This window comes from Paenalcaligenes sp. (assembly GCF_030152715.1).
Taxonomy (GTDB): domain Bacteria; phylum Pseudomonadota; class Gammaproteobacteria; order Burkholderiales; family Burkholderiaceae_B; genus Paenalcaligenes; species Paenalcaligenes hermetiae.
This window is the reverse complement of sequence record NZ_JASLIX010000101.1, coordinates 1-22,873: the sequence shown is the minus strand read 5'-3', so window position 1 is coordinate 22,873 and position 22,873 is coordinate 1. Positions and strand designations below refer to the sequence as shown.

The 22,873-nt window shown below is 47.4% G+C and carries 26 protein-coding genes; 4 read left to right on the top strand and 22 right to left on the bottom strand.

Annotation, left to right across the window (positions count from 1 at the left end):
* The 18 genes from Q1V74_RS08150 to Q1V74_RS08065 form a co-directional block, all read right to left on the bottom strand.
* Positions 1–128: recombination protein O N-terminal domain-containing protein (locus Q1V74_RS08150; protein WP_300648001.1), on the bottom strand; the 128-nt coding region annotated here is incomplete at its 3' end.
* Positions 121–1,014: a GTPase Era gene (era, locus tag Q1V74_RS08145; RefSeq protein WP_300647999.1), complete on the bottom strand. Its 894-nt coding sequence runs from the start codon at positions 1,012–1,014 to the stop codon at positions 121–123. The genes era and Q1V74_RS08150, both read right to left, overlap by 8 nt.
* A 13-nt stretch (positions 1,015–1,027) precedes the next feature.
* Complete coding sequence (rnc, locus tag Q1V74_RS08140; protein ID WP_300647996.1) at positions 1,028–1,744, bottom strand: ribonuclease III; 717 nt, start codon at positions 1,742–1,744, stop codon at positions 1,028–1,030.
* Positions 1,744–2,628, bottom strand: a complete 885-nt coding sequence (gene lepB, locus Q1V74_RS08135; protein WP_300647994.1) for a signal peptidase I — start codon at positions 2,626–2,628, stop codon at positions 1,744–1,746. Before lepB ends, rnc begins: the two co-directional genes overlap by 1 nt.
* Positions 2,629–2,643: 15 nt before the next feature.
* On the bottom strand, positions 2,644–4,440 hold the full coding sequence (gene lepA / locus Q1V74_RS08130; RefSeq protein ID WP_300647992.1) for a translation elongation factor 4: 1,797 nt from the start codon (positions 4,438–4,440) through the stop codon (positions 2,644–2,646).
* Positions 4,441–4,550: 110 nt separating this feature from the next.
* On the bottom strand, positions 4,551–5,993 hold the full coding sequence (locus Q1V74_RS08125; protein ID WP_300647989.1) for a DegQ family serine endoprotease: 1,443 nt from the start codon (positions 5,991–5,993) through the stop codon (positions 4,551–4,553).
* Between the two features lie 23 nt (positions 5,994–6,016).
* The gene (locus tag Q1V74_RS08120; protein ID WP_300647986.1) at positions 6,017–6,982 is read right to left on the bottom strand and encodes a MucB/RseB C-terminal domain-containing protein; all 966 of its coding nucleotides are present in this window, start codon (positions 6,980–6,982) and stop codon (positions 6,017–6,019) included.
* 1 nt (position 6,983) lies between these two features.
* On the bottom strand, positions 6,984–7,460 hold the full coding sequence (locus Q1V74_RS08115) for a sigma-E factor negative regulatory protein (protein ID WP_300647983.1): 477 nt from the start codon (positions 7,458–7,460) through the stop codon (positions 6,984–6,986).
* A gap of 9 nt (positions 7,461–7,469) precedes the next feature.
* Positions 7,470–8,054 (bottom strand): RNA polymerase sigma factor RpoE, encoded by a 585-nt coding sequence (gene rpoE, locus Q1V74_RS08110; RefSeq protein WP_300647981.1) that lies wholly within the window; start codon positions 8,052–8,054, stop codon positions 7,470–7,472.
* Complete coding sequence (locus Q1V74_RS08105; protein WP_300647979.1) at positions 8,051–8,500, bottom strand: hypothetical protein; 450 nt, start codon at positions 8,498–8,500, stop codon at positions 8,051–8,053. Before Q1V74_RS08105 ends, rpoE begins: the two co-directional genes overlap by 4 nt.
* Positions 8,501–8,503: 3 nt before the next feature.
* On the bottom strand, positions 8,504–9,736 hold the full coding sequence (gene fabF / locus Q1V74_RS08100) for a beta-ketoacyl-ACP synthase II (protein WP_260649807.1): 1,233 nt from the start codon (positions 9,734–9,736) through the stop codon (positions 8,504–8,506).
* Positions 9,737–9,894: 158 nt separating this feature from the next.
* The gene (gene acpP / locus Q1V74_RS08095) at positions 9,895–10,134 is read right to left on the bottom strand and encodes an acyl carrier protein (protein WP_077733660.1); all 240 of its coding nucleotides are present in this window, start codon (positions 10,132–10,134) and stop codon (positions 9,895–9,897) included.
* Positions 10,135–10,314: 180 nt separating this feature from the next.
* The gene (fabG, locus tag Q1V74_RS08090; protein WP_260649809.1) at positions 10,315–11,055 is read right to left on the bottom strand and encodes a 3-oxoacyl-ACP reductase FabG; all 741 of its coding nucleotides are present in this window, start codon (positions 11,053–11,055) and stop codon (positions 10,315–10,317) included.
* Between the two features lies 1 nt (position 11,056).
* Positions 11,057–11,989: an ACP S-malonyltransferase gene (gene fabD / locus Q1V74_RS08085; RefSeq protein ID WP_300647975.1), complete on the bottom strand. Its 933-nt coding sequence runs from the start codon at positions 11,987–11,989 to the stop codon at positions 11,057–11,059.
* A 49-nt stretch (positions 11,990–12,038) separates the two neighbouring features.
* On the bottom strand, positions 12,039–13,013 hold the full coding sequence (locus Q1V74_RS08080; RefSeq protein WP_300647973.1) for a beta-ketoacyl-ACP synthase III: 975 nt from the start codon (positions 13,011–13,013) through the stop codon (positions 12,039–12,041).
* A 22-nt stretch (positions 13,014–13,035) separates the two neighbouring features.
* Positions 13,036–14,115, bottom strand: coding sequence for a phosphate acyltransferase PlsX (plsX, locus tag Q1V74_RS08075; protein ID WP_300647971.1), 1,080 nt, complete (start codon positions 14,113–14,115; stop codon positions 13,036–13,038).
* A gap of 42 nt (positions 14,116–14,157) precedes the next feature.
* Entirely contained in the window at positions 14,158–14,340 is a 183-nt protein-coding gene (gene rpmF, locus Q1V74_RS08070; RefSeq protein ID WP_077733664.1) for a 50S ribosomal protein L32, read from the bottom strand.
* Between the two features lie 60 nt (positions 14,341–14,400).
* Entirely contained in the window at positions 14,401–14,931 is a 531-nt protein-coding gene (locus Q1V74_RS08065) for a DUF177 domain-containing protein (protein ID WP_300647968.1), read from the bottom strand.
* 80 nt (positions 14,932–15,011) lie between these two features.
* Here Q1V74_RS08065 and Q1V74_RS08060 point away from each other — a divergent pair, with 80 nt between their 5' ends.
* Genes Q1V74_RS08060 through Q1V74_RS08050 form a run of 3 tightly spaced genes read left to right on the top strand, consistent with a single transcriptional unit; the run spans position 15,012 to position 17,101 of the window.
* Entirely contained in the window at positions 15,012–15,608 is a 597-nt protein-coding gene (locus tag Q1V74_RS08060) for a Maf family nucleotide pyrophosphatase (RefSeq protein ID WP_300647965.1), read from the top strand.
* Complete coding sequence (locus Q1V74_RS08055; RefSeq protein ID WP_260649822.1) at positions 15,601–16,317, top strand: SAM-dependent methyltransferase; 717 nt, start codon at positions 15,601–15,603, stop codon at positions 16,315–16,317. Before Q1V74_RS08060 ends, Q1V74_RS08055 begins: the two co-directional genes overlap by 8 nt.
* Positions 16,310–17,101, top strand: coding sequence for an N-acetylmuramoyl-L-alanine amidase (locus tag Q1V74_RS08050; protein WP_300647962.1), 792 nt, complete (start codon positions 16,310–16,312; stop codon positions 17,099–17,101). Before Q1V74_RS08055 ends, Q1V74_RS08050 begins: the two co-directional genes overlap by 8 nt.
* A gap of 17 nt (positions 17,102–17,118) precedes the next feature.
* Here Q1V74_RS08050 and Q1V74_RS08045 read toward each other — a convergent pair whose 3' ends face one another.
* From Q1V74_RS08045 to Q1V74_RS08030, 4 genes are read right to left on the bottom strand one after another with little or no spacing between them, the layout of a single operon-like run.
* Positions 17,119–18,447, bottom strand: coding sequence for a TRAP transporter large permease (locus Q1V74_RS08045; protein WP_300647959.1), 1,329 nt, complete (start codon positions 18,445–18,447; stop codon positions 17,119–17,121).
* A complete protein-coding gene (locus Q1V74_RS08040) occupies positions 18,444–18,980 on the bottom strand; it encodes a TRAP transporter small permease (protein WP_300647956.1) in 537 nt (178 codons plus the stop codon). The genes Q1V74_RS08045 and Q1V74_RS08040 overlap by 4 nt, the downstream gene beginning before the upstream one ends.
* Before the next feature lie 14 nt (positions 18,981–18,994).
* Complete coding sequence (locus Q1V74_RS08035; protein ID WP_300647954.1) at positions 18,995–20,026, bottom strand: TRAP transporter substrate-binding protein; 1,032 nt, start codon at positions 20,024–20,026, stop codon at positions 18,995–18,997.
* A 22-nt stretch (positions 20,027–20,048) separates the two neighbouring features.
* Positions 20,049–22,385, bottom strand: a complete 2,337-nt coding sequence (locus Q1V74_RS08030; RefSeq protein WP_300647952.1) for a cytochrome P450/oxidoreductase — start codon at positions 22,383–22,385, stop codon at positions 20,049–20,051.
* Between the two features lie 195 nt (positions 22,386–22,580).
* Here Q1V74_RS08030 and Q1V74_RS08025 point away from each other — a divergent pair.
* On the top strand, positions 22,581–22,873 hold a 293-nt coding region (locus Q1V74_RS08025), incomplete at its 3' end, for a helix-turn-helix domain-containing protein (protein ID WP_300647950.1).

The following is a 22,873-nucleotide window of genomic DNA, read 5'->3' as shown; positions in this document are numbered from 1 at the left end:
CCTTTAGCCACCAGTGATACGATCCCATAATCACGACTGAACATTTGAGCAATGAGCGAGCTTTCTTTCCAGGGCGTCGCATGTAAAAGATAACTGGCGGCTTCGTTAACTCGCTGCCTTTTACTCATGCCCTAGTTCACGTAGAGTTGCCTCTCGCTCTGTCCAGCCTCTGCGTACTTTGACATAGACATCCAAAAACACCGGTTTGTCTAAAAGGTTTTTAATATCTTGACGTGCCTCCGAAGCAATACGCTTCATGTGCATCCCATTTGCGCCTAGCAAAATAGGACGGTGGCTTTCACGCTCTACTAACACACAGGCCGAAATCCGCGCCCCCTGCTCATTTTCCTCCCACTGTTCGATCATCACCGCGCAGCCATAAGGCAACTCATCGCCCACTAAACGGAAGATTTTCTCACGCAATAGCTCGGCGGCAATAAAACGCATGGACCGATCTGTAATCATGTCCTCTTCGAACATGGGCTCATTCTCGGGTAGGTATTTAGCCACCTCATCTAGCAAAGCATCTAACTGGATATGCCGCTCTGCACTAATAGGTATCACCGCCGCATAGGGGTATTTTTCTGCGCATTGCGCAATATAAGGTAATAAGTCGGTTTTATTTTTCAGCAGGTCTACCTTATTGATCACGAGTATCACGTTGGCATCTTTAGGAAAAAGCGGGAGTAGTTGCTCATCACCCGCGTTCCATTTACCGGCCTCGACCACATGTAGCACCACATCCACATCGGTTAAAGACTGGGTCACCACTCGATTCATCATGCGGTTCATCAACCCGCCATGGCGCGTCTGAAAACCCGGTGTGTCAACAAAAACAAACTGCTCATTTTCTCGTGTTAATACACTATTGATCCGATGTCGTGTCGTCTGCGCTTTGCGCGACACAATAGAAATTTTAGCGCCAACCAAGGCGTTGGTTAACGTAGATTTTCCCACATTCGGACGCCCGACAATGGTCACAAATCCACATTTATAATCAGTAGTAAAAGTCATAGTAATTAAATGATCAATGACGTCGGCGGGCAGAGCGCGAGGTTTTTAAAGGCTCAATAGCTTCTACACGCTCAATCGCTTGTAAGGCAGCGGCTTGTTCAGCAGCACGGCGACTATTGCCACTGGCTTGCACCACAATATCGAGTTTATCGATGCGGCACTCAACATCAAACACCTGACTATGTGCAGCACCATGTGTTGCTACCACTAAATACACCGGCAAATCCAAACGGCGCCCTTGAAGCATTTCTTGGAGCAAGGTTTTAGGATCTTTACCTAGTGTTTTAGGGTCAACGGTTAACAAAATTGGCTCATACTGACGACTGATCACATAGGCAGCCGCCTCAAACCCGCCATCTAAGTAAACTGCGCCAAAAACAGCCTCCAGCGCATCCGATAAAATAGATGGCCGTCTAAATCCACCACTTTTCAGTTCGCCTTCGCCCAGACGTAAAAAATCCGATAAGTTTAATTTTTGGGCAATTTCTGCCAGAGTTGATTGCTTGACTAAATTGGCTCGTATCCGCGACAAATCACCTTCATCGATACGATCAAACTGCTTATACAACAAAGAAGCCACCACAAAATTCAGTACCGAATCCCCAAGGAATTCTAAACGCTCATTGTGCTTGGCATTATGACTACGATGCGTCACCGCCTGCTCTAACAGAGCAGGATTAGTAAAATGATAATCGATGGCGTCTTCTAAACGAGATAACCGTGCTGCCATTAGTGGAATCGTCCTATACGACCGGGTTCGCTAAAATTCATCCAGATAAAAAACGCGCGACCCACTACATTTTCATCTGGAACAAAACCCCAATATCGACTATCTAAACTATTGTCACGATTATCCCCCATGACAAAATAATGGCCTTCGGGCACGATGCACTGTATTGCTTGGCGCCCGTAGTCACAGTTATCTAGATAAGGAAAACGTACGATAGGCATGTAGTCTTGGTTTTGCTGTGTATTGACTAGAACCTGATGGGGCTGTGAACCCAGCTGCTCCGTATACTGAGCAACATAGTTATGGCGATCCGGCTCAAAATACTGCCCAGACGGCGTTAAATTAACCGCTTTATCGTTCACATACAGCTGATTGCCCTCGTAGCGCACCACATCTCCAGGCACACCTACTACACGCTTAATATAGTCAATACTGGTATCAACAGGATAACGAAATACCAGTACATCCCCTGCTTTGGGGTCTGACAAAGGAATCACCTTTTTGTTTATGACAGGTATACGTATACCGTATTGATACTTATTAACTAAAATAAAATCCCCGCTTTGTAAAGTAGGAAGCATCGAACCTGAGGGAATGCGAAACGGCTCAAAGATAAAAGAGCGTAATACAAAGACAAAGAGAATAACGGGGAAAAAGCTCACCCCGTACTCTACCCACCAAGGCATTTTGCCAGCTTTTGCGCGGGCTTCCTCTTTAAGTTGTTGCTGCTGCTCCGTGCTGAGCCCCGGCACATAAGGGACATTGGCAGCGGCCGCCTCAGCGCGCTGACGCCGCTTTGCAGCTAGTGAATATCGATCCCAGAACCAAACAATTCCAGTAATCACCAACAAAATAAATAAAATGAGGGAAAAGTCCCAACGCATAAGTGGCACCGTTTATTAATTGTCTTCGACTTGTAAAATCGCTAAGAAAGCCTCTTGTGGAATCTCCACATTACCGACTTGCTTCATGCGTTTTTTACCTTCTTTTTGTTTTTCAAGCAGCTTTTTCTTACGTGAAATATCGCCACCATAACACTTGGCGAGTACGTTTTTACGCAAGGCTTTAACGTTTTCACGAGCAATTACCTCGGCCCCAATAGCGGCTTGAATCGCAATATCAAACATCTGACGTGGAATGAGGCCACGCATCTTAGACACCACCTCGCGCCCACGATAACGTGCACTTTGACGGTGCACAATCATCGATAGAGCATCGACGCGGTCTCCGTTAATTAACAGATCCACTTTAACTACATCCGCAGCACGATATTCAAGGAATTCATAATCCATCGATGCATAGCCACGCGACACCGATTTTAAACGGTCAAAGAAATCCAACACAATCTCTGCTAAAGGGATCTCATAGACCAAACTGACCTGACGCCCTAAGTAGGTCATATTAAGCTGCACCCCACGCTTTTGATTACAAAGCGTCATCACGGGCCCCACATATTCTTGCGGCATCAAGAGAGTGACCTCAACAATGGGTTCACGTATCTCGGCGATTTGGCCTACCTCGGGCATCCGTGAAGGGCTATCAATCATGAGCACTTCGCCATCATTGCGCTGTACCTCATAAACCACCGAAGGCGCGGTGGTGATGATATCCATATCGAACTCACGCTCTAAGCGCTCTTGCACGATTTCTAAATGCAGCAGTCCCAAAAATCCGCAACGAAAACCAAAACCTAGCGCTTGAGAAACCTCGGGCTCAAACATCAATGAGGCATCATTTAGCTTCAGCTTTTCTAAGGAGTCACGCAACTGATCGTACTCACTACTTTCAACAGGGTACACCCCAGCAAAAACCTGTGGTTTGACCTCTTTAAAGCCTGGCAAAGGAGTATCAGCCGCTTTATTACCACTGTGCGTAATCGTATCCCCTACCTTGGCCTGCTCTAGCTCTTTAATCCCAGTGACGACAAAGCCGACCTCTCCTGCAGCCAATTGCTCGACAGGCGTGGATTTTGGTGTAAACATGCCAATTTGCTCACAAATATGCTGTGAGTGATTCGACATGAGCTGGATTTTATCGCGGTGTTTCAGTACGCCATTCACGATACGCACTAACATAACCACGCCCACATAGTTATCAAACCACGAGTCAATGATCAATGCTTGCAACGGTGCATCGGGATCCCCTTTAGGAGCGGGGATATGCGTCACAATGGCTTCCAAAATATCATCAATACCCTGACCCGTTTTAGCACTCGCCTCGATGGCTTCAGAGGCATCAATACCAATCACGTCTTCAATTTCTTGACGGGCTGCATCTGGATCGGCTGATGGTAAATCAATTTTATTTAATACGGGGATGACTTCTAAGTCTTGCTCCAATGCGGTGTAGCAGGTCGCAACCGTTTGAGCTTCTACCCCTTGCGATGCATCCACCACCAATAACGCGCCCTCACACGCTTGCAGTGAGCGACTCACCTCATAAGAGAAGTCCACGTGCCCAGGAGTATCGATAAGATTGATGCGATACTCTTTACCATCTTTGGCCTTATATTTAAGGGCAGCGGTTTGTGCTTTAATCGTAATCCCACGTTCACGCTCAATATCCATCGAGTCTAAAACCTGAGTGGACATTTCACGATCCTCTAGCCCCCCACAGCGCTGAATTAGGCGGTCGGCCAGGGTAGATTTACCATGGTCAATATGAGCGATAATAGAAAAGTTGCGGATAAGATCCATAGACCTAAATAAAAAAACAACCGGTTAATCGGAGCCAGCTGAAAATACAAAAAAGGGGCGCCCAGAGCGCCCCTAGAAGGCTAAATTGTGATTTAGCCTTTTTGTACGGGTTATTTGGTTGGTTTTACCAATACCCATTGGGCATTATTACCACGAACAACTAAAAGTGCCGCGTTTTTTCCTGCTGATAACGATTTTACAATGCGTTGATAACTGCTGGCATCTAAATCATCGTGATTATTAATTTGTAAAATAATATCACCTTCGGCAATACCGGATTGGGCAGCCGGCGCACTCGCCGCTTTTACCTTGATACCCGAATCTACCCCTAAGCGTTGTTTATCTGCATCAGATAGGTTTTCAACTACCAATCCCAAGCGATCAACATCCGTTTTTGATTCTGGGGCTTTAGCAACGCTAGTACCTGTGGTGAGCTCACCAACTTCGGTTTTTAGGGTAATGGATTTTCCTTTGCGCCAAACCTCGACATCAACCTTAGAGCCTGGTTTTGCCGCACCAACAATGCGCGGTAAATCGCTCATTTGTTTGATCTCTTTGTCACCAAAACGCAAGATCACATCCCCATTACGAATACCGGCTTTGGCGGCAGGCCCGTTTTCTTCGATATTGCTAACTAAGGCCCCTTTATTATCGGGTAAACCTAAGGCTTTAGCCACGTCTTCACTTACATCCGTGATTTGCACCCCTATTCTACCGCGAGTGACCTTACCGTGGGATTTTAACTGATCCACGACATTCATGGCCTCATCAATAGGGATAGCTAAAGAAATCCCCATAAAGCCGCCACTACGTGAAATGATCTGGGAGTTAACCCCAACCACTTCTCCTGATAAATTTAATAGCGGTCCGCCGGAGTTTCCAGGATTCACCGCCACATCGGTTTGAATAAAAGGCAGATAATCCCCGGTATCTCGATTAATAGCACTCACCACCCCTACTGTAACAGTGGAATCCAAACCAAAAGGCGATCCAATTGCCATCACCCATTGCCCTTTTTTTAAATTAGAGGGGCTACCAATTTTAAGTGGCGATAGATTTTTAGCATCAACTTTGATTAAAGCAATATCCGTACGTTCATCGGCGCCAATAACCTTTGCTTTGTACTCTTTGCCATCCACCAACGTGACAAAAATGTCTTTGGCATCCGCAATCACATGATTATTCGTCAATATATAACCATCTGCGGAAATGACAAAGCCAGAACCGACCCCTCGTGGCACCACACGCTCTTCGGCTTGTGGGGCTCGACGATGAGGGTTACTAGGCGCTGGCATAAAGTCTGGCCCAAAGAACCAGCGAAATAAATCATATGGATCCCCACTACCCATAGGGGAACGCACTGGAATGCTTTCTGTAGTACGGATATTTACAACAGATTTTTCTGTTTTTTCTACGATCTGACTAAAATCAGGTAACACCACAGCTGGGGCCGCCGCTTGTGCCATCGCTGGTGTCTGCATACCCAAGCCCAGTGTTACAGCCACGCATAAACTGCTTAAAACACGCGATAAACGTTTAGTGCGAATTTGCATTAGATGCACTCCGTGAGTTGTTTTTATTTAGCAACTGGAACAAATTCAGTATTGTTCCCGAGATAATGTAAAGTTTCTAAAGGGACCTCGCCCGTGGCAGTTAACCAAAAATCACCAATCCGTTTTCTATATAAATGAATACTACCTTTACGTGAGCCCGGATCGGCTTTCAGCCGCTGACTAAATGCATCCACAGGCTCAATAAATACAGAAATAGACGCTAACCCATCAGACAACACAAGCTGAGCCACCTGGCGCTCACTACGGATAAAACGTGTAATTTGCGTTACCGGCTCAAAACCTGCCGGATAAGGAATACGCCAACCCTGAGCCATCAGATCGGTTTTCTCCATATGAGCAGCAATCACTTTCCAGTCATTGTACTTCCAAGAGGACTGCAGTGCATCTACCTCGACATTTTGACCAATCTGCACACTCGCAAAACTGACTTGATTGATGACTTTGTTATTTATATGGGTGGCAATGGTCTGAGATTTCAAGAGCAAATGATGCGTTTTATCTACGCAAAACCGATACCCATACCGCCATTGATCAACCGGTATTAACAAGTAATCTTGGCACTCACGCCCTGCGACTCGTTGAATATCGCCTTTTTCAAATTGATAAAAATCTTCGATTGACGCAGACTCTGCTGTGAGCAACGCAGGAAAACGGTCATTTTTAGGTTTTTCCAGAATAATGGTTTTTTGCTCGGGAATTAAACACTGCGTAACATCATTTACCCGAATAAACTCACGCTCAATCCCATCTAAAACAGTTAAGCGCTCATGTTCACCCGTGCCATCAATCACATGCACCAAATGCATAGACTCCGTACCAGAGGGATTGCTGTAACTAATGACACCCGAATAATCAAGCTGGCGAGCGGCTTGCTGGACCTGTCGTAAAATATCGCTCACCGACACTGGCTCTGCCTGCGCCGTTAACGCTAACAGTACCCCTCCTAGGCAAGCTAAAAATACTTTCATGCTACTGCCCTACCGAATACGATACATAACTCGCCGGCCCGGCTCCTGCTAATGAGCGATGTGCATCAATATAATCAGCCCACAGCTCATCTGCACTCGCTAACACCGGCGTTACCTCGTCGATGGGTTCGGGTTGTAGGACCCACAAAGAAGCCACCAGCGCCGCACTAATGGCCGCTGCAGGCAAGCCCCAACGTTTCCATTTTGTGATTTTTAGGGCGTTAGGCGCAAATACAATCGGTTCCTCATCAATTGCTTTCGCTACGCGCGCATAAAACAAATCAGAAGGCTCTACGGCTAAATCCTCACTGCGCAACACATCACCAATTAAATGGTAATTTTCCCAAAGCTGGCGTCCATAAGGAGAATCCAGCTGGTCAACATCGGAGGGCAACTCCCCGTCCATCCACAACGAGACCGACTCCTCCAAACTATATTGCTTAAACTCATCTTGGTTGTGGTGTTTTTTCGCCTGCATGCTGTTTCCTTAGTTAGTCCCTTCTCGAACCTTGCGTAGTTTCTCTGCAATCGCTTCACGCGCCCGAAAAATGCGTGAGCGCACCGTACCAATAGGACAATCCATCGTCTGTGCGATATCCTCGTAGCTGAGACCTTCGATTTCACGCAATAATATAGCCGTACGTAATTCAGGTGCTAACTCGTTAATTGCTGTTTTCACTGCGCTCGCTACCTGACGGCTAACTAATTCTGACTCAGGGGTGTTGATATCAGTTAGAGTGTCTAAAGCACTAAAAGTTTCCCCATCCTCGTTCTGATATTCGTTGAGTAACAGGGGGCGCCTGCCATTAGCTACCTGCCAATTGCGTGCGGAGTTAATCGCAATACGATATAACCATGTATAAAAATTACTATCCCCTCTGAACTGCGGTAGAGCACGATACGCTTTAATAAAGGTTTCTTGTGCCACATCCTCGACCTCGGCAGGATCACTAATCATACGAGCAAGCAAGCGCATAATACGTCGTTGGTATTTTAAAACAAGCAAATCAAAAGCACGCTTATTGCCTTGCTGTACCTGATGGACCAAATCTTTATCTACATCATGACTCATATAGGATCTGCCAAAGAGGCCTGTTGATTAAGAAGCTGATAATAGCGTAAATGGATATGCGCTTGCCTCCATATTTCTGGGGTTACAGCACTACGCCAAAGCGTGAAGTAGTGTGTCTTGTGCGGAAAGGTCCGATACCTATATTGAAATCGAACTACAACTGGACTATACCAGACATGCGTCACAACAATAGGGCTATTTGAAGAAAGAAGAAATGCCAGAGAAGGATCTAGATTTTGTAAAGTGAGTGCATGCTGTTGGCGCCACAAAAGATAAGCACCTGCGCTCAACACCCATGCGGCAACTATTGCATACAGCCACCAAGCATAACCCCAGCGCAACCAAAGCCAACCACAAACAGTGAGCACTAGCCCATAAAAGAGCAATCCCAGCACGATCACGCGTAAAGAAATACCCGTGAAGCTGTGCTGGGATAGTAAGCGCATGGCTTAATCCAGACGACGCACCACCATGGTGCCGTTTGTGCCTCCAAACCCAAACGAATTGGAGACGGCCACATTGATTTTGGTCTCTCGTGCTTGATTGGCGCAATAGTCCAAATCGCACTCAGGATCCTGATTGAAAATATTAATGGTAGGAGGAGAAACCTGATTGTATAAAGCCAGTGTTGTGAAGACAGCTTCGATCCCACCTGCCGCGCCGAGCAAATGCCCAGTCATCGATTTGGTGGAGTTAACAATCACATTTTTGGCGTGATCACCCAGAGCGAGTTTAATCGCTACGGTTTCATTGATATCACCAAGTGGGGTAGAGGTTCCGTGAGCGTTAATATAATCGACTTCGTCCACATTAATCCCACCATTACGTAAGGCATTCAGCATACCACGGCGTGGGCCATCGCTATCGGGCATTGTAATATGATGCGCATCCGAGCTCATGCCATAGCCAACGAACTCGCCATAGATGCGAGCGCCACGCTTTTTCGCATGCTCGTATTCCTCGAGCACCAATACCCCAGCGCCCTCGCCCATTACAAAACCGTCTCGATCGGTATCCCAAGGACGCGAAGCCGTTTCTGGGTCATCGTTGCGCGTAGAAAGCGCACGCATGGCAGCAAAACCACCAATTCCCAGTGGGGATACGGTCGCCTCAGCCCCCCCAGCTACCATCACATCGGCATCGCCGTATTCAATCAAGCGCGCTGCATCACCAATAGAATGTAAGCCAGTGGTACATGCTGACACTACGGCATAGCTAGGACCTTTTAGCCCTAAAAGAATAGAAAGCTGCCCTGACACCAAGTTCACCAAAGAACCTGGCACAAAGAAAGGGGATATACGGCGCGGGCCACGTTCGAGGTAATCGGATTGTGTGGCCTCGATACGAGGTAAACCGCCAATCCCCGAGCCAACAATCACACCAATACGGTCGGCGTTGTCCTCGGTGACTTCTAGGCCAGCATCACGCCACGCCTGTACCCCAGCAGCAATACCATAATGGATAAAAGTATCCATTTGTTTGGCTTCTTTCGCTGAGATGTACTGCGTGACATCAAAATCTTTAACCTCACCCGCAATTTGGGCTGTGAGAGCCGAGGGATCAAAACGCGTAATACGCCCGATGCCTGAACGCCCATTAACGATGTTATCCCATGCGGTGGAAATATCGTTGCCTACAGGGGAAACAATACCCAGACCGGTAATTACGACACGTCGTTTCACGGATGACTCCTAAATACAAAAAAAGCGGTTCGTAGCGAATGACCCACGCTATGCTCCTAAGAATAGGTAAAGGGGCTAGTGTATCATTCTCTGTAAACCGCCTTGAGCTAAGGGGCAAGCCAAGCAGAAACTAAGCCTGCCCACACCCAGGTTTGAAATTACTGCTCGCTGTTAGCGTTAATATAGTTAACAGCTTGCTGAACCGTCGTGATTTTCTCAGCTTCTTCGTCTGGGATTTCGGTTTCGAATTCGTCTTCGAGCGCCATCACGAGCTCGACCATGTCGAGCGAGTCGGCACCGAGGTCGTCAAGAAAAGAAGATTCGTTCTTGATCTCGGCTTCGTTGACGCCAAGTTGTTCAGCGACGATCTTCTTGACGCGCTGTTCGATGCTTTCCATGCAGATTCTCCAAATTGGGGGTTAATTCCCACAAATTATAGCCAAACAAACACAAAGGGTGCAGGCTATGACCAAAAACGGCAATATCGGTTGTCTTTGAGTTCAAAGGCAAACTGATATGCCCCTTAAAAAATAGTAAAGTACGTAATTTAACCTTAGATGAGCTTTTCGCCAAGCCCTTTACATATACATACCACCATTAACATGCAAGGTAGTCCCTGTAATGTAATCGGCTTGAGGACCAGCCAAAAAGGCTACAGCATTCGCAATATCTTGGCTTTGCCCCAAACGCCCTAGGGGGATTTGGGTAAGTAAAGCGGCCTGTTGGTCCTCTGAAAGTGCACGCGTCATATCGGTATCGATAAAACCCGGAGCAACACAGTTGACCGTAATATTGCGACTGCCTAATTCACGCGCCAGAGCACGCGACATCCCAGCTACACCAGCTTTAGCCGCCGCGTAGTTGGCTTGCCCAGGGTTGCCGCTATAGCCAACCACTGAGCTGATGTTTATTATACGACCCCAGCGGGCTTTCATCATAGGACGAATAACCGCACGACTTAAGCGGAATACAGCCCGTAGGTTAGTGTTAAGTACCGCATCAAAATCGTCGTCTTTGAGACGCATAGCAAGGTTATCACGAGTGATCCCTGCATTGTTTACCAGTATATGAGGACCACCCTCTTTAGACAATTGGGCAATTAAGTCATCACAAGCTTGGTCATCGTTTACGTCAAGCTGTACACCGCGCCCTGTTTCACTGTTTAAATAAGCGGTAATTGCATCAGCACCAGCCTGCGTGGTCGCTGTGCCAATAACCTGAGCACCTAGCGACTGCAGCTCCAAAGCAATGGCTTGACCGATACCACGGGAGGCCCCTGTCACTAAAGCAATTTTTCCGGCTAATGGGGTAGTTGTCATATTATGCGTTTAACTGATTAAATGTCTGTTCAAGTGAGGCGGGGTCCTGAATAGAGAACACCTGAATTTCTTTGTCTATGCGCTTAATTAGCCCAGATAGCACCTTGCCGGGACCACATTCTACAATATGAGTCACTCCCTGATCACGCATTTTCTGAATGGTTTGCACCCAGCGTACAGGTTGCCATGCTTGGCGCACTAAAGCCGACTTAATCGCATCGATCTCTACGGGCATCTCTACATCCACGTTATTGATGACCGGTATACGAGGACTATGCATTTGAATTTGATCTAGGGCTTGCTCAAGTATTTTTGACGCTGGCTCGATTAAGCTGGAATGAAAGGGGGCAGACACAGGCAATAACATAGCACGCCTTGCTCCCGCAGACTTTGCGATTTCGCAAGCACGCTCAACGGCCTCTTTGTGCCCTGCAATCACAATCTGCCCAGGTGCATTAAAGTTAACTGGCTCTACGACTTGGCCTTGGGCTGCCAGCGAACATACGTCTTGAATTTGTTGATCATCAAGATTCAAAACCGCAGCCATTGCCCCAACCCCTACGGGTACAGCGTCCTGCATAGCATTAGCACGAATACGAACAAGCTTAACCGCATCGGCTAAATCAAACACGCCAGCCGCGGTTAGCGCAGAGTATTCCCCTAAGCTGTGCCCTGCTACCATGTCCGGCAAAGCCCCACCAGCCTCTATCCATGCCCTAAACATAGCTACTGCAGCCAGAAGCATGGCAGGCTGAGTATTTGTTGTAAGATTTAAATCTGTGTCGGGACCCTGAGCAATTAAAGCGCCTAAATCCTGCCCTAAAGCCTGATTGGCGGTTGTAATGGCCTGCTGCACTACGGTATGGTCTGCCCATGCATCGAGCATGCCTACCGTTTGTGAACCTTGTCCTGGGAAAACAAATGCGATTTTCATAGTGTTATTGTGAATGAATGAAGTTGCCGTCAAGCCTAACACAAAAAAACTACATGCGCGCTAGGATAGAACCCCAAGTAAAACCACCACCTACCCCCTGCATCAGCACCACCTGACCCGCTTGAATGCGCCCATCTTTACGTGCGGCATCTAAGGCCAGCGGCACACTGGCTGCTGAAGTATTGGCATGTTTATCTAGAGTTATGACCACTTTTTCAGAGGGCATACCTAATTTGCGCCCAATGAAGTTAATAATGCGCACATTCGCTTGGTGCGGCACCATCCAGTCGATTTGCTCTAAGGTCAAACCGGCTTGCTCGGCTACCTCTTGCGCTGACTTAGTCAGTGCATTCACCGCAAACTTGAATACGGCTTGGCCATCCATACGTAAAAAAGGGTCTCCTATGACTTCACCATAAGAAACATTACCCGCCGTACAAAGAATATGGTTTTGGCTCCCATCGGCATTAAGCTTAGCAGCTAATAAGCCCGGCTCTGATGACTGGGTAAGCACCACCGCCCCCGCACCATCGCCAAAAAGCACGCACGTGCCACGATCTTTCCAGTCCAATATGCTGGAAAACACCTCGGCACCAATGACTAATGCTGTTTTCGCCACCCCAGCTTTAATCAGAGCATCCGCTGTTGTTAACGCATATACAAAACCACTACAAACCGCCTGTACATCAAAAGCTGCCCCACCAGATATACCTAATTGGCTCTGAACCAAACATGCCGTACTAGGGAAAATATGATCTGGGGTTGAAGTAGCAACAATGATTAAGTCTACCTCTGCGGCATGGATACCGGCATCGTTAATCGCTGCTCGCGCTGCATGCGTCGCCAGCTGACTAGAAGTGACACCACGATCCGCTAAGTGACGCTGACGAATACCCGTACGTTCTGTAATCCACGCGTCCGAGGTCTCCACCCCCTGCTGGGCTAGCTGCGCAGCAAGATCATCATTAGAGACAACACGAGGGGGTAAATAAGCCCCTGTCCCGATTATTTTGGTATATGGCATAGCAAGTAGTCCTTGAAGATGCTTAGAGCGCGGATTCAGGGTGCGGATCGACAGCAACCGTCTCGTCGTTTTGGGCCTCGAGGCGAAGCCGTAGATTTTGAATGGCCTCGTTGATACCTGCTAGCAAACCATGTTTCGAGGCATCACGAGCGCGCTGCAAAGCATATCCAAACGCATAAGCATCCGCTGAGCCGTGGCTTTTTATTACAATCCCACGCAAGCCGAGCAAAGCGGCTCCGTTATAACGACGGTTATCGACACGGTCGCCTAAGCGATTTAAAACGGGTTTTGCCACTAAGCCGGCCGCCATAGATAAACTGTTGCGCGTGAATTCTTCTCGTAACATCGAGGCGACCATTTTGGCTAGCCCTTCTAGGGATTTCAAAACCACATTGCCGACAAAACCGTCACATACAATGACATCCACAGTACCTTTACAGATGTCATCGCCCTCTACGTTACCATAGAAGTTCAAACCGCTATGGCGCAGGAGCTCTGAAGCCTGTTTTACGACCTCGTTGCCTTTGATGACTTCTTCGCCGATATTAAGCAAACCGATGGAAGGACTAGGATGTTTATCCACAATCGAAGCTAATGCTGAACCCATCATGGCAAACTGCAACAAATGCTCTGCTGTGCAGTCTACATTTGCTCCTAAGTCGAGCATGAGAGTAGCACCGCCCTTTTGGTTGGGGATAGAGGTAGCAATGGCAGGACGACTGATTCCATCGAGTGTTTTCAACACATAGCGAGAAATCGCCATCCACGCGCCGGTGTTTCCGGCAGAGATACATGCATCAGCCTGCCCGTCTTTGACGAGCTGCGCTGCTACACGCATAGAAGAATCTTTTTTGCGCCGTAACGCGACCTCTACCGCATCGTCCATAGTAACGATCTCTGAGGCGTGTACGATTTGATACCAGTCACGACTTATGGAGCCATGGCTAGCTAAGGCTTCAGCTATACGAGCCTCATCGCCCACTAATAAGCAATACACATCATCATATTGCGAGGCAAACTGTATCGCAGCGGGAATAGTGACGGCTAAGCCGATATCCCCGCCCATACAGTCAATGGCGATACGAACGGATTGTTTTGACATGAGAAATGCTACGGCGCAACAAACGAAGACTGATTACGTCAATTAATCGTCGTTTTTTGTTTGTAGCACTTTGCGACCGCGGTAAACACCGTTAGGGCTGATATGGTGACGCAAGTGCAATTCGCCAGTGGTTGGCTCGATTGCGGTAGCAGGACCGGTTAAGGCATCGTGAGAACGACGCATGCCACGACGAGACGGGCTCTTTTTATTTTGCTGAACAGCCATGATGACTCCTGTACACAGAGCAGATCAACAATGACCAGCCCCGTAAATGAAAAAATAAAGTTACGATTTTTTTAATTGGCTGAGGACGGCAAAAGGATTGGGTTTTTCGTCTTCGGCCTCTTCGCTTTGGTGTTGTAATGCTTCCGGTAAATCGGGGCATTCGGTATGGCGCGGCACGTAGGGCAGACTGAGAATCAGTTCGTCCTCGATGAGCTCCAACGCATTCAGTTGACGTGATGCCAAAATGCGTTCGGGCGTATCGGGATCATCAATATCTACGTCCAGCTCGGCCTCGTCTTCGACCACCAACACCGTTGTGTCTGCCTGGATGGCATAGTCAAAGTCTTTTAAGCAGCGCTGACAGTTTAACACCACACTGCCTTTGAGCTGAACCCGAAGAAAAGATTGTCCCGCACGATCTGTTAAGCCCTGAATAGACCACTGTAACAATTGATCGTGTTGTGCCGGTAAGCCTTCTAGCGCACGAACAAAATCAGAAATTGGGCTTTGCGCCTGTATAGTCTGACCGTTACGTGTAAACACGGCAGTATCTATGAGATATTGTGTTTGCTGCAAGGCAGATGTTTCCAATAACGAAGAAAAAGAGTGATAATAACGCGTTGACGGCAAGCTCGTCAAACAATTCACCCATTTTACACCACAAAATCATTATGCGTCTTATTCTGGCATCGGGCTCGGTTTATCGCCGGGCTTTACTCGAACGACTTCAACTCCCCTTCGATGTGATTTCTCCGGATGTGGACGAAAGCCCGCTTCCTGATGAAACCCCCGATCAGCTCGCACAACGCTTAGCTCAAGCAAAAGCCTTGAAAATAGCTCGAGCTCACCCTGAAGCCATTGTAATCGGCTCGGATCAGGTGGCAGCGCTGGGGCATTTCTGTTTAGGTAAACCAGGATCCCATGAGCAAGCGACCAAACAACTCCAGCAGCTCAGTGGCCAAAAAGTGGTTTTTCATACAGCCTTATGCGTGGCACAAAACACACAGTTCCACACCGTCAACGTGCTTACCACGTGCCATTTTCGCGAGCTGAGCCTAGCAGAAATCCAAAGCTATCTACTGCGCGAGAAGCCCTACGACACTGCGGGTAGTGCCAAAGCAGAGAGCCTAGGCATCGCGCTGATGCAATCCATGCAGTCCGATGATCCAACTGCCATTATTGGCCTGCCCATGATCGAACTGTGCCGCTTATTACGCGCTTTTGGCATTAACCCCCTCACCGCCCCAGTATCCTTAGCTCATGTCTAAAACCTTACACTTAATCCCTGTGCCACTTGGCCAAAGCGATAATGCTCATTGGCTCCCTGCTTCTGTGCAACGACAAGCCAGCCAGTTACGCTGTTTTATTGTAGAAAATGCAAAAACCGCGCGTGCTTTTTTAAAACAAATGGGCACTGAACATGCTATCCAAGACATCACGCTCTACCAACTAGATAAACGGGGCACACCAAAAAAGCAAATACAACAATGGCTACAAAGCCCGGCTGCTTCCGAGGGCATAGGGCTGATGTCTGAAGCTGGCTGTCCTGCGGTTGCCGACCCCGGTGCTGTTGTGGTGACTATGGCTCATGAGCTAGGTTTTCAAGTCAAAGCCCATGTCGGGCCCTCTTCTATTTTGCTTGGCCTGATGGCCAGCGGCTTGGATGGACAAAATTTCTGCTTCCATGGCTATGTGCCTAAGCAGTCAGATGAGCAAGTCCGCACCCTAAAACTCTGGGAGCAACAGTCTAAAAAACACCAGCAATCCCAGATTTTTATCGAAACCCCCTATCGCAACCCCGCTTTATTTGATGCCTTGGTGAGAACCCTTGAGCCCTCAACCCGGCTCTGTGTAGCAAGAGCGTTAACCACCGAAGAGGAATGGGTTAAAACCTATACGGTAAGCCAATGGCGTAACCAGCCTCCCCCTGAGCTTAATAAACTACCAACTTTATTTTTATTTCAGGCTTATGCGTAATTACTTCCGTTTAGCCCTTCTTGCTATCCCATTCATTTTAACGGCTTGCAGCACCGCCCCTCGCATTGGTGGCCATCCTGTCATCACAGATATAGAAGCGATTGGACAAAATAGTCGTGTTCGCCATCTTGTGCTGCACTATACATCAGCTGATACCCCTACCTCGCTCCGTGTACTCAGTCAAAAAAACGTAAGTAGTCACTATCTCATCACAGATGAGACCCCACCCCGTCTCTACCGTCTAGTCGATGAAAGCCAGCGCGCTTGGCATGCTGGAGTCAGCCAGTGGTATCACTATAAGGACTTAAACACGAGCTCTATAGGCATCGAAATCGTCAATGCAGGCAAGCAAGCTGAAGACCAATGGACACCTTATACGGCAGCACAAATTGAGCTACTGATCACTCTTGCTCAAGATATTATTCAGCGCCACGGCATCACCCCCGCTAATATTGTTGGTCATAGTGATATTGCCCCACAGCGTAAAATCGACCCAGGCCCACTTTTCCCCTGGGAGCAATTAGCTGCTCATGGCATCGGGCGCTGGTATAACGCACAACAAGCTTTACAATGGCAACAATACTATTTAGATAATGGCTTACCCTCGTATTTGGAAATACAACAGCTATTAAAAAAAGCGGGTTATGCCGTGCCAGAGCATGGCCAATGGGATCGGGCCTCGCAAAATGTTTTAGCTGCTTTTCAAATGCACTATAGACCCAGTCGCTATGATGGTCTCCCCGACGCCCAAACCCTTGGTATTTTGAAAGCACTACGCGAGTGACCACGCTGTGCTCTCTCTTAATGATAAAGCAGTTGTGGTAAGTACAGCGCTAAAGGTGGGAGGCTGACTATCAGTAGCAACCGCAGCATATCAAATGCCCAAAAAGGTAGAATCCCTTTAAATATCGTACCGGTTTTGACGTCTTTTAGTACCGCACTTAGTACAAATACATTCATCCCAACGGGTGGGGTAATAAGACTAATTTCAGTCACAACAACGACAACGATGCCAAACCAAACCAAATCAAAGCCAAGACTGGCAACGACTGGATAAAAAACCGGTACGGTAAGAAGCAACATGGATAAGCTTTCAAAAACCAGACCTAATAAAACATAAATACAAAGAATAACCAGCATCACCATAAAGGGTGATACATTCAGATCGGTCACTAACTGTAGAAGCATATCCGGCAAGCCCGCTCGATTTACAAAATCAGAGAAAATCAAAGCCCCGATAACAATAGTAAATAGAATCGCCGAGGTGCGCGCCGTTTCAGCGAGTGTTTCAAAAAGCACAGCAAGCGTTAATTTTCGTCTTAACAAAGCAATAACAAAAGCCCCTCCAGCCCCGATACCCGCCGCTTCTGTTGGCGTAAAAACCCCCAAGTAAATCCCACCCATAACCAGTACAAAAAGAGCAAGTACATCTCTTACTCCTTTCAAAGCGGCTAGGCGCTCACGCCAATTCAAACGCTCGCCAACAGGGCCTGACTTAGGATCGCGCCACACTGCGTAGCGTACGGCGCATAAATAAAGAAAAATACCTAATAATCCGGGAATTAAACCTGCCGCAAACAGTTCACGTATGCTGGTTTCTGTGAGTAAACCATAAATCACCAAAATAACACTGGGAGGAATCAATATCCCCAGCGTTCCTCCGGCTGCAATTGCTGCTGTCGCTAACGAGTCCGCATAACCATACTGGCGCATAGGTGGCATCGCTACTTTGGACATGGTTGCTGCCGTTGCCAAACTTGAACCACAAACAGCAGAAAAGCCGCCACATGCCACTACGGTCGCCATAGCTAACCCGCCTTTTTTATGACCCAAAAAAGCATTGGAAGCCAAGTACAGCTCTTTAGAAAGCCCTGAACGAGTGACTAAATTTCCCATCAAGATAAATAATGGAATAACAGACAAGCTATAGTCTTGGACTGTGTCAATAATCCGATTTGCCGCCATCGATAAAGGCACATTCCATCTATAAGTGCTCCAATTACTCCACTCCAACCCATTTAATACGGCAAAACCAAAAAAGCCTACTATTCCCATAGCAAAGGCGATGGGCACCCTCACTACTAAGATCAGGAGCAGCAAAACACTAAAACCAATAATAATTGTCATCATATATTGGCCTCTTTTTTCATGGACCCATGCAAGAAATAACGTTTATAAAGTCCATACAGCACCACTCCTACGGCAGTAGCCCAGCTCATTACCGCAATATAATAAATAACGTAACCAGTCGGGATGGAGAGAAAATCCGTCACAATACCTCGACGTAAACTGCGCTCAGCTAACTCAAAGATCCGCCCTCCCACATAATAAAAAGAGAGTGCAATCAAAATAATCGCCAGCGTATTTAACCAGCGCAACCAGCGCTGACTAAGCCAGGTATCAATCAGATCCACGACTATTTGCCCTCCACGCCAAGTCACAACCGGCATGGCTGCAAACACAACCACAGCAACCCCAATTTCTGTTAGCTCGGTTCCCCCTTTAAGAGGATGACTAAAAAAGTAGCGCCCCGCCACATCCACACACGTCATAACCATCAATGCAAACAATGCCGCACTTGCAAGCAGCTCACAAAAAAAGGCCAACCATTTCATTGGCCCTTTTTCTTCATAGTGGCTTGCAATCCAAGACCAAAATGACATATTGACTCCCGCTCCTACTGACCTGGGTTATCCGCATAGGCCTTAGCCTCGTGGCGCAGTGCCTGTAGTGCCTTTTGTGCATCAATACTACGATGCTGTACGCGCTCAACCCACTGCGCATCTAGGCCCTCCATCTTGGCAACATACTCCTTATTGATCGCATCATCCGCTTGCAACATTGTGATCGTAGCGCCATGACTTTGTGCATACTGCAACGCGTCTTGGTCGGCTTTATCCCATTCCCGACCTGCCATCGCCGATAGCTTTTCTCCCGATACGCTTAAAATCGCCTCTCTATCCTTAGGGTCTATCTCATCCAAAAAATCAGGACTCATAAACATCACAAAACTGCCCATATACATACCAGAAGGCAAAATAGTGATATAGGGGGCCACCTCGACCAATCGCTGAGCTTTTTGCTCGCTCATTGGCATAAAAACACCGTCAGTTACGCCCTGCTGCAACAGCTCGTATACCTTATTTCCGGGCGCGGCGACAGAAGTCACCCCTAGACGCTCACCAATTTGTGCTTGAACCCCGCCTCCGATGCGGATTTTTTTACCTTTTAGATCTGCTAGAGAACTAACGGGAAAATTCGTTTGCATCACCCCTGGCCCATGTGTAAATAACGCTATAACTTCTAGCCCCTCATGCTCTCCAGCGGCTTTTAAGTACTGCTCGTTAATGCGCCAGTGTGCAACAGACGCTGCTTCTGCATTCACCCCTAAACCCGGCAGCTCAACTATTTCCTGCAAAGCAAAACGCCCTGGCACGAAACCATGAAAGCTAAACGCTGCATCCGCTACACCATCCTCGACCATTTGGAAAAGTTGAGCCGGATTGCTTGAGGTACGCTCAATATTTACCTTGACCCTACCCTCGGTGGCTTCTTCTACCCATTGTGCCCATGTAGGCCAAACGACTTCATTTTGCACATGTGTGGGCGGTAGCCATGTTGCTACGTTCAATGTAGTTTGAGCATAAACGTTCCCGCTTAGGGCCAAACCCACGCTTAAGGCAGTCATGCCCAATAAAGATTTAAACATTACGGTCTCCTCCGTTTCTTTTTTATAAAGCGATTTTTATTTGCTGATGTTTTGCGCGTGAGCAGCAGGCCATCATGCTTTTACCACTGGCTTTTTCATTACGAGTCAACACACTATCTCGATGCTCTACCTCTCCTTCTACAACCACTACCTCGCAATTACCACATAAGCCTTCTTCACAGTCATAGTCCACTTCCACCCCAGCCTCTAGCAGCACCTCTAGCAATGTTTGCTCAGGTAGAACCTGTAACTGCAACTTCGAATTTGTTAGATGCACCTCAAAAGGCTGATTTTGACTGGTATCAAGCTGCTGTGCATTAGAGCTAAAATGTTCAAAATACAGCACATCATCCAAGGCGGTTTCGCACAGATCTTCGAGCTCATGAATCATACGCTCTGGTCCACAAACATAGATATGCTCATTTCCCCCAAGTTGCTGCACAACCTCTGCCAACGACAGACGCTGCCCTTGGTCTTTGATCCATAGCCGCAACGACTGACCATGCTCTGCTCGCAATCTAGGTAAAAATGCCATCGCGGACTCAGATCGGCCTGCATAATGCAGCTCGTATGGCACCCCTTGGGCTTTCAAATGATCGGCCATAGATAAAATGGGCGTGATGCCTATCCCGCCAGCAATCAAAATATACTTTTGCGCTTTAGATAACAGGGGAAAGCTATTTTTTGGCCCCTTAATACGCAACGCAGATCCCGGCTTTAGGTGCTGATGCAAATACAACGAGCCGCCTCGCCCTGCCTCTTCTTTTAAAATGGCAACGTGCAACTCCGTGCGGTTTTCAGGGTCACCACATAATGAGTATTTACGACTGTAATCTGCAAAAATCAGATCAATGTGTGCACCTGGCGTCCAGCGAGGAAACTCGCCCCCATCTGCCAACTTTAACGTTAAGCCTAATATGTCATCGGCTAAGGGCTGTATTTGAGTCACAACCACATCACGATAAAGCTGCTGTTTAGATGGAGCACCAATTTTAATAGGCTGGGGCAATCGATGACTATCGCTGGGGTTTTGACTTACATCCCACTCCACCCATAAGTGCTCGGGCCCTCTAAAAGAAGTATTAGGTAAATAATCAAAAGACTGGTCGGCTTTCAAGTGCATATGCGGTAAACGTGAAGAGAGCTCCTCTAGGAAAATACACATCTCCATCCGCGCCAAATTCATCCCCATACACTGATGCGTGCCATAACCAAAGCTCAGGTGATCCGACACATTATCTCTAAAAATATCAAGCGCGTGCGGATCCTCAAAGTGACGGATATCATGATTAGCCGAAGCATTGGAAATCAAAAGCTTACTGCCTTTAGGAATAAAAACACCACCCACTTCGGTATCAGCCATAGCAACGCGACGCCAGGCAACGATAGAACCTGAGTGACGTAAGCACTCTTCTACGGTAAGCGGAATGAGGCTTGGGTCCGCACAAATCCGCTCCCATTCTTTGCGATTTTCTAATAATAAGCGGATCGCATTGGCTGTGGCATGAGCGGTTGTCTCATGCGCCGCCACAATGCCGGCCATCATCATCGAGTGTAAATACGAGTCCGTAATGACGTCTGGCAGCTCTTTTTGTCGGCGGATCGCATACTCCATCCAACCATTACCAGACGGATCTTCACGCATTTTTTCTAAGACTTGGCCAGCATAATTCCAGAAGTTACCGACCGCATCAGCCACATAAACTTGTTCTTCCTCCGTTGGCTTGCCCCAGGTATTCACTGTGTGCGCAATGGAGTATTTACGCAACGTATTCATATCTTCTTCTGGCACGCCAAGAAAATGCAATGCTACGGTCAAAGGAATTTCCCACAGCATTTCATTAACAAGATCCGCTTGCCCTTTATCTATAAAGCAATCCACATATTCTTTAGCCAATCGCCGCACCATTGGCTCGTGCTTAGCCAACTCTTCGGGAGCAAAAGAATGCATCAAGGCGCGCCTACGCTCCATATGCGCCGGCTCATCCTCATTTACCAATGTTCGAGCCATGCCATAGTTATGCTTTTTAAGCACCGCATTTGCCTGCTCGGAAAAAGGTGTGATTTTCTCTAAAGCATTAGCCGGCGAAAATACCGCACTATTTCTGAATACTTCTTTGACATCGCTATAACGCGTCACTACCCAATACCCTAGCTCTGGACTATAAAAAATAGGCTCTTCCTCTCGGAAGCGAGCAAGAAAAGCCGCTGGGTCCTGCATATACTCGGGCTCAAAAGGATCAAAATCTCTTGCTTGTTGCGAGATGGGCATCCCATTTGGTGCAACGGTGTTCTTGGCTAAATGATGAAAAGGACAACCACTGCTTTGCAATGCTTTATCCATAAGCTGATCTGTCATACCTCACCCTTTTACTTTTATCGAACATTTTATTCCTTTAAAAGGAAATTATGTTTTAATTATGAAGTAACACAGAAAAGCGAGTCAACAGGAAAGCACTAGGGAAAACACGCAAAGATCCTATATATTGAGTAAAAAGGGAATCCATGCTCCCCTTTACTGCAATCGTTATTTTCTTTTATTCAGTACATAGCTATGAAAAATACGCTACAAACACTAGACCGCGGTCTTATTGCCTTAGATTTAATCTCCCAGTCGGAAAGAGGGATGACGGTTAGCGAACTAGCCGAGGCTCTTTCCATCAATCGAGCGATTGCTTACCGTATTGCTAACACCCTAGAACACCATGGATTAATCACTAGGATGAAATCAGGGCATTTGCGCCTGGGGGCTGCAGCGGTACTTTTTTCTTATCGTTTTCAACCACAGTTTCGTGAAATTGCACGCCCCTTACTTATTGAATTAGCTCACCATACCGCCGCCACAGC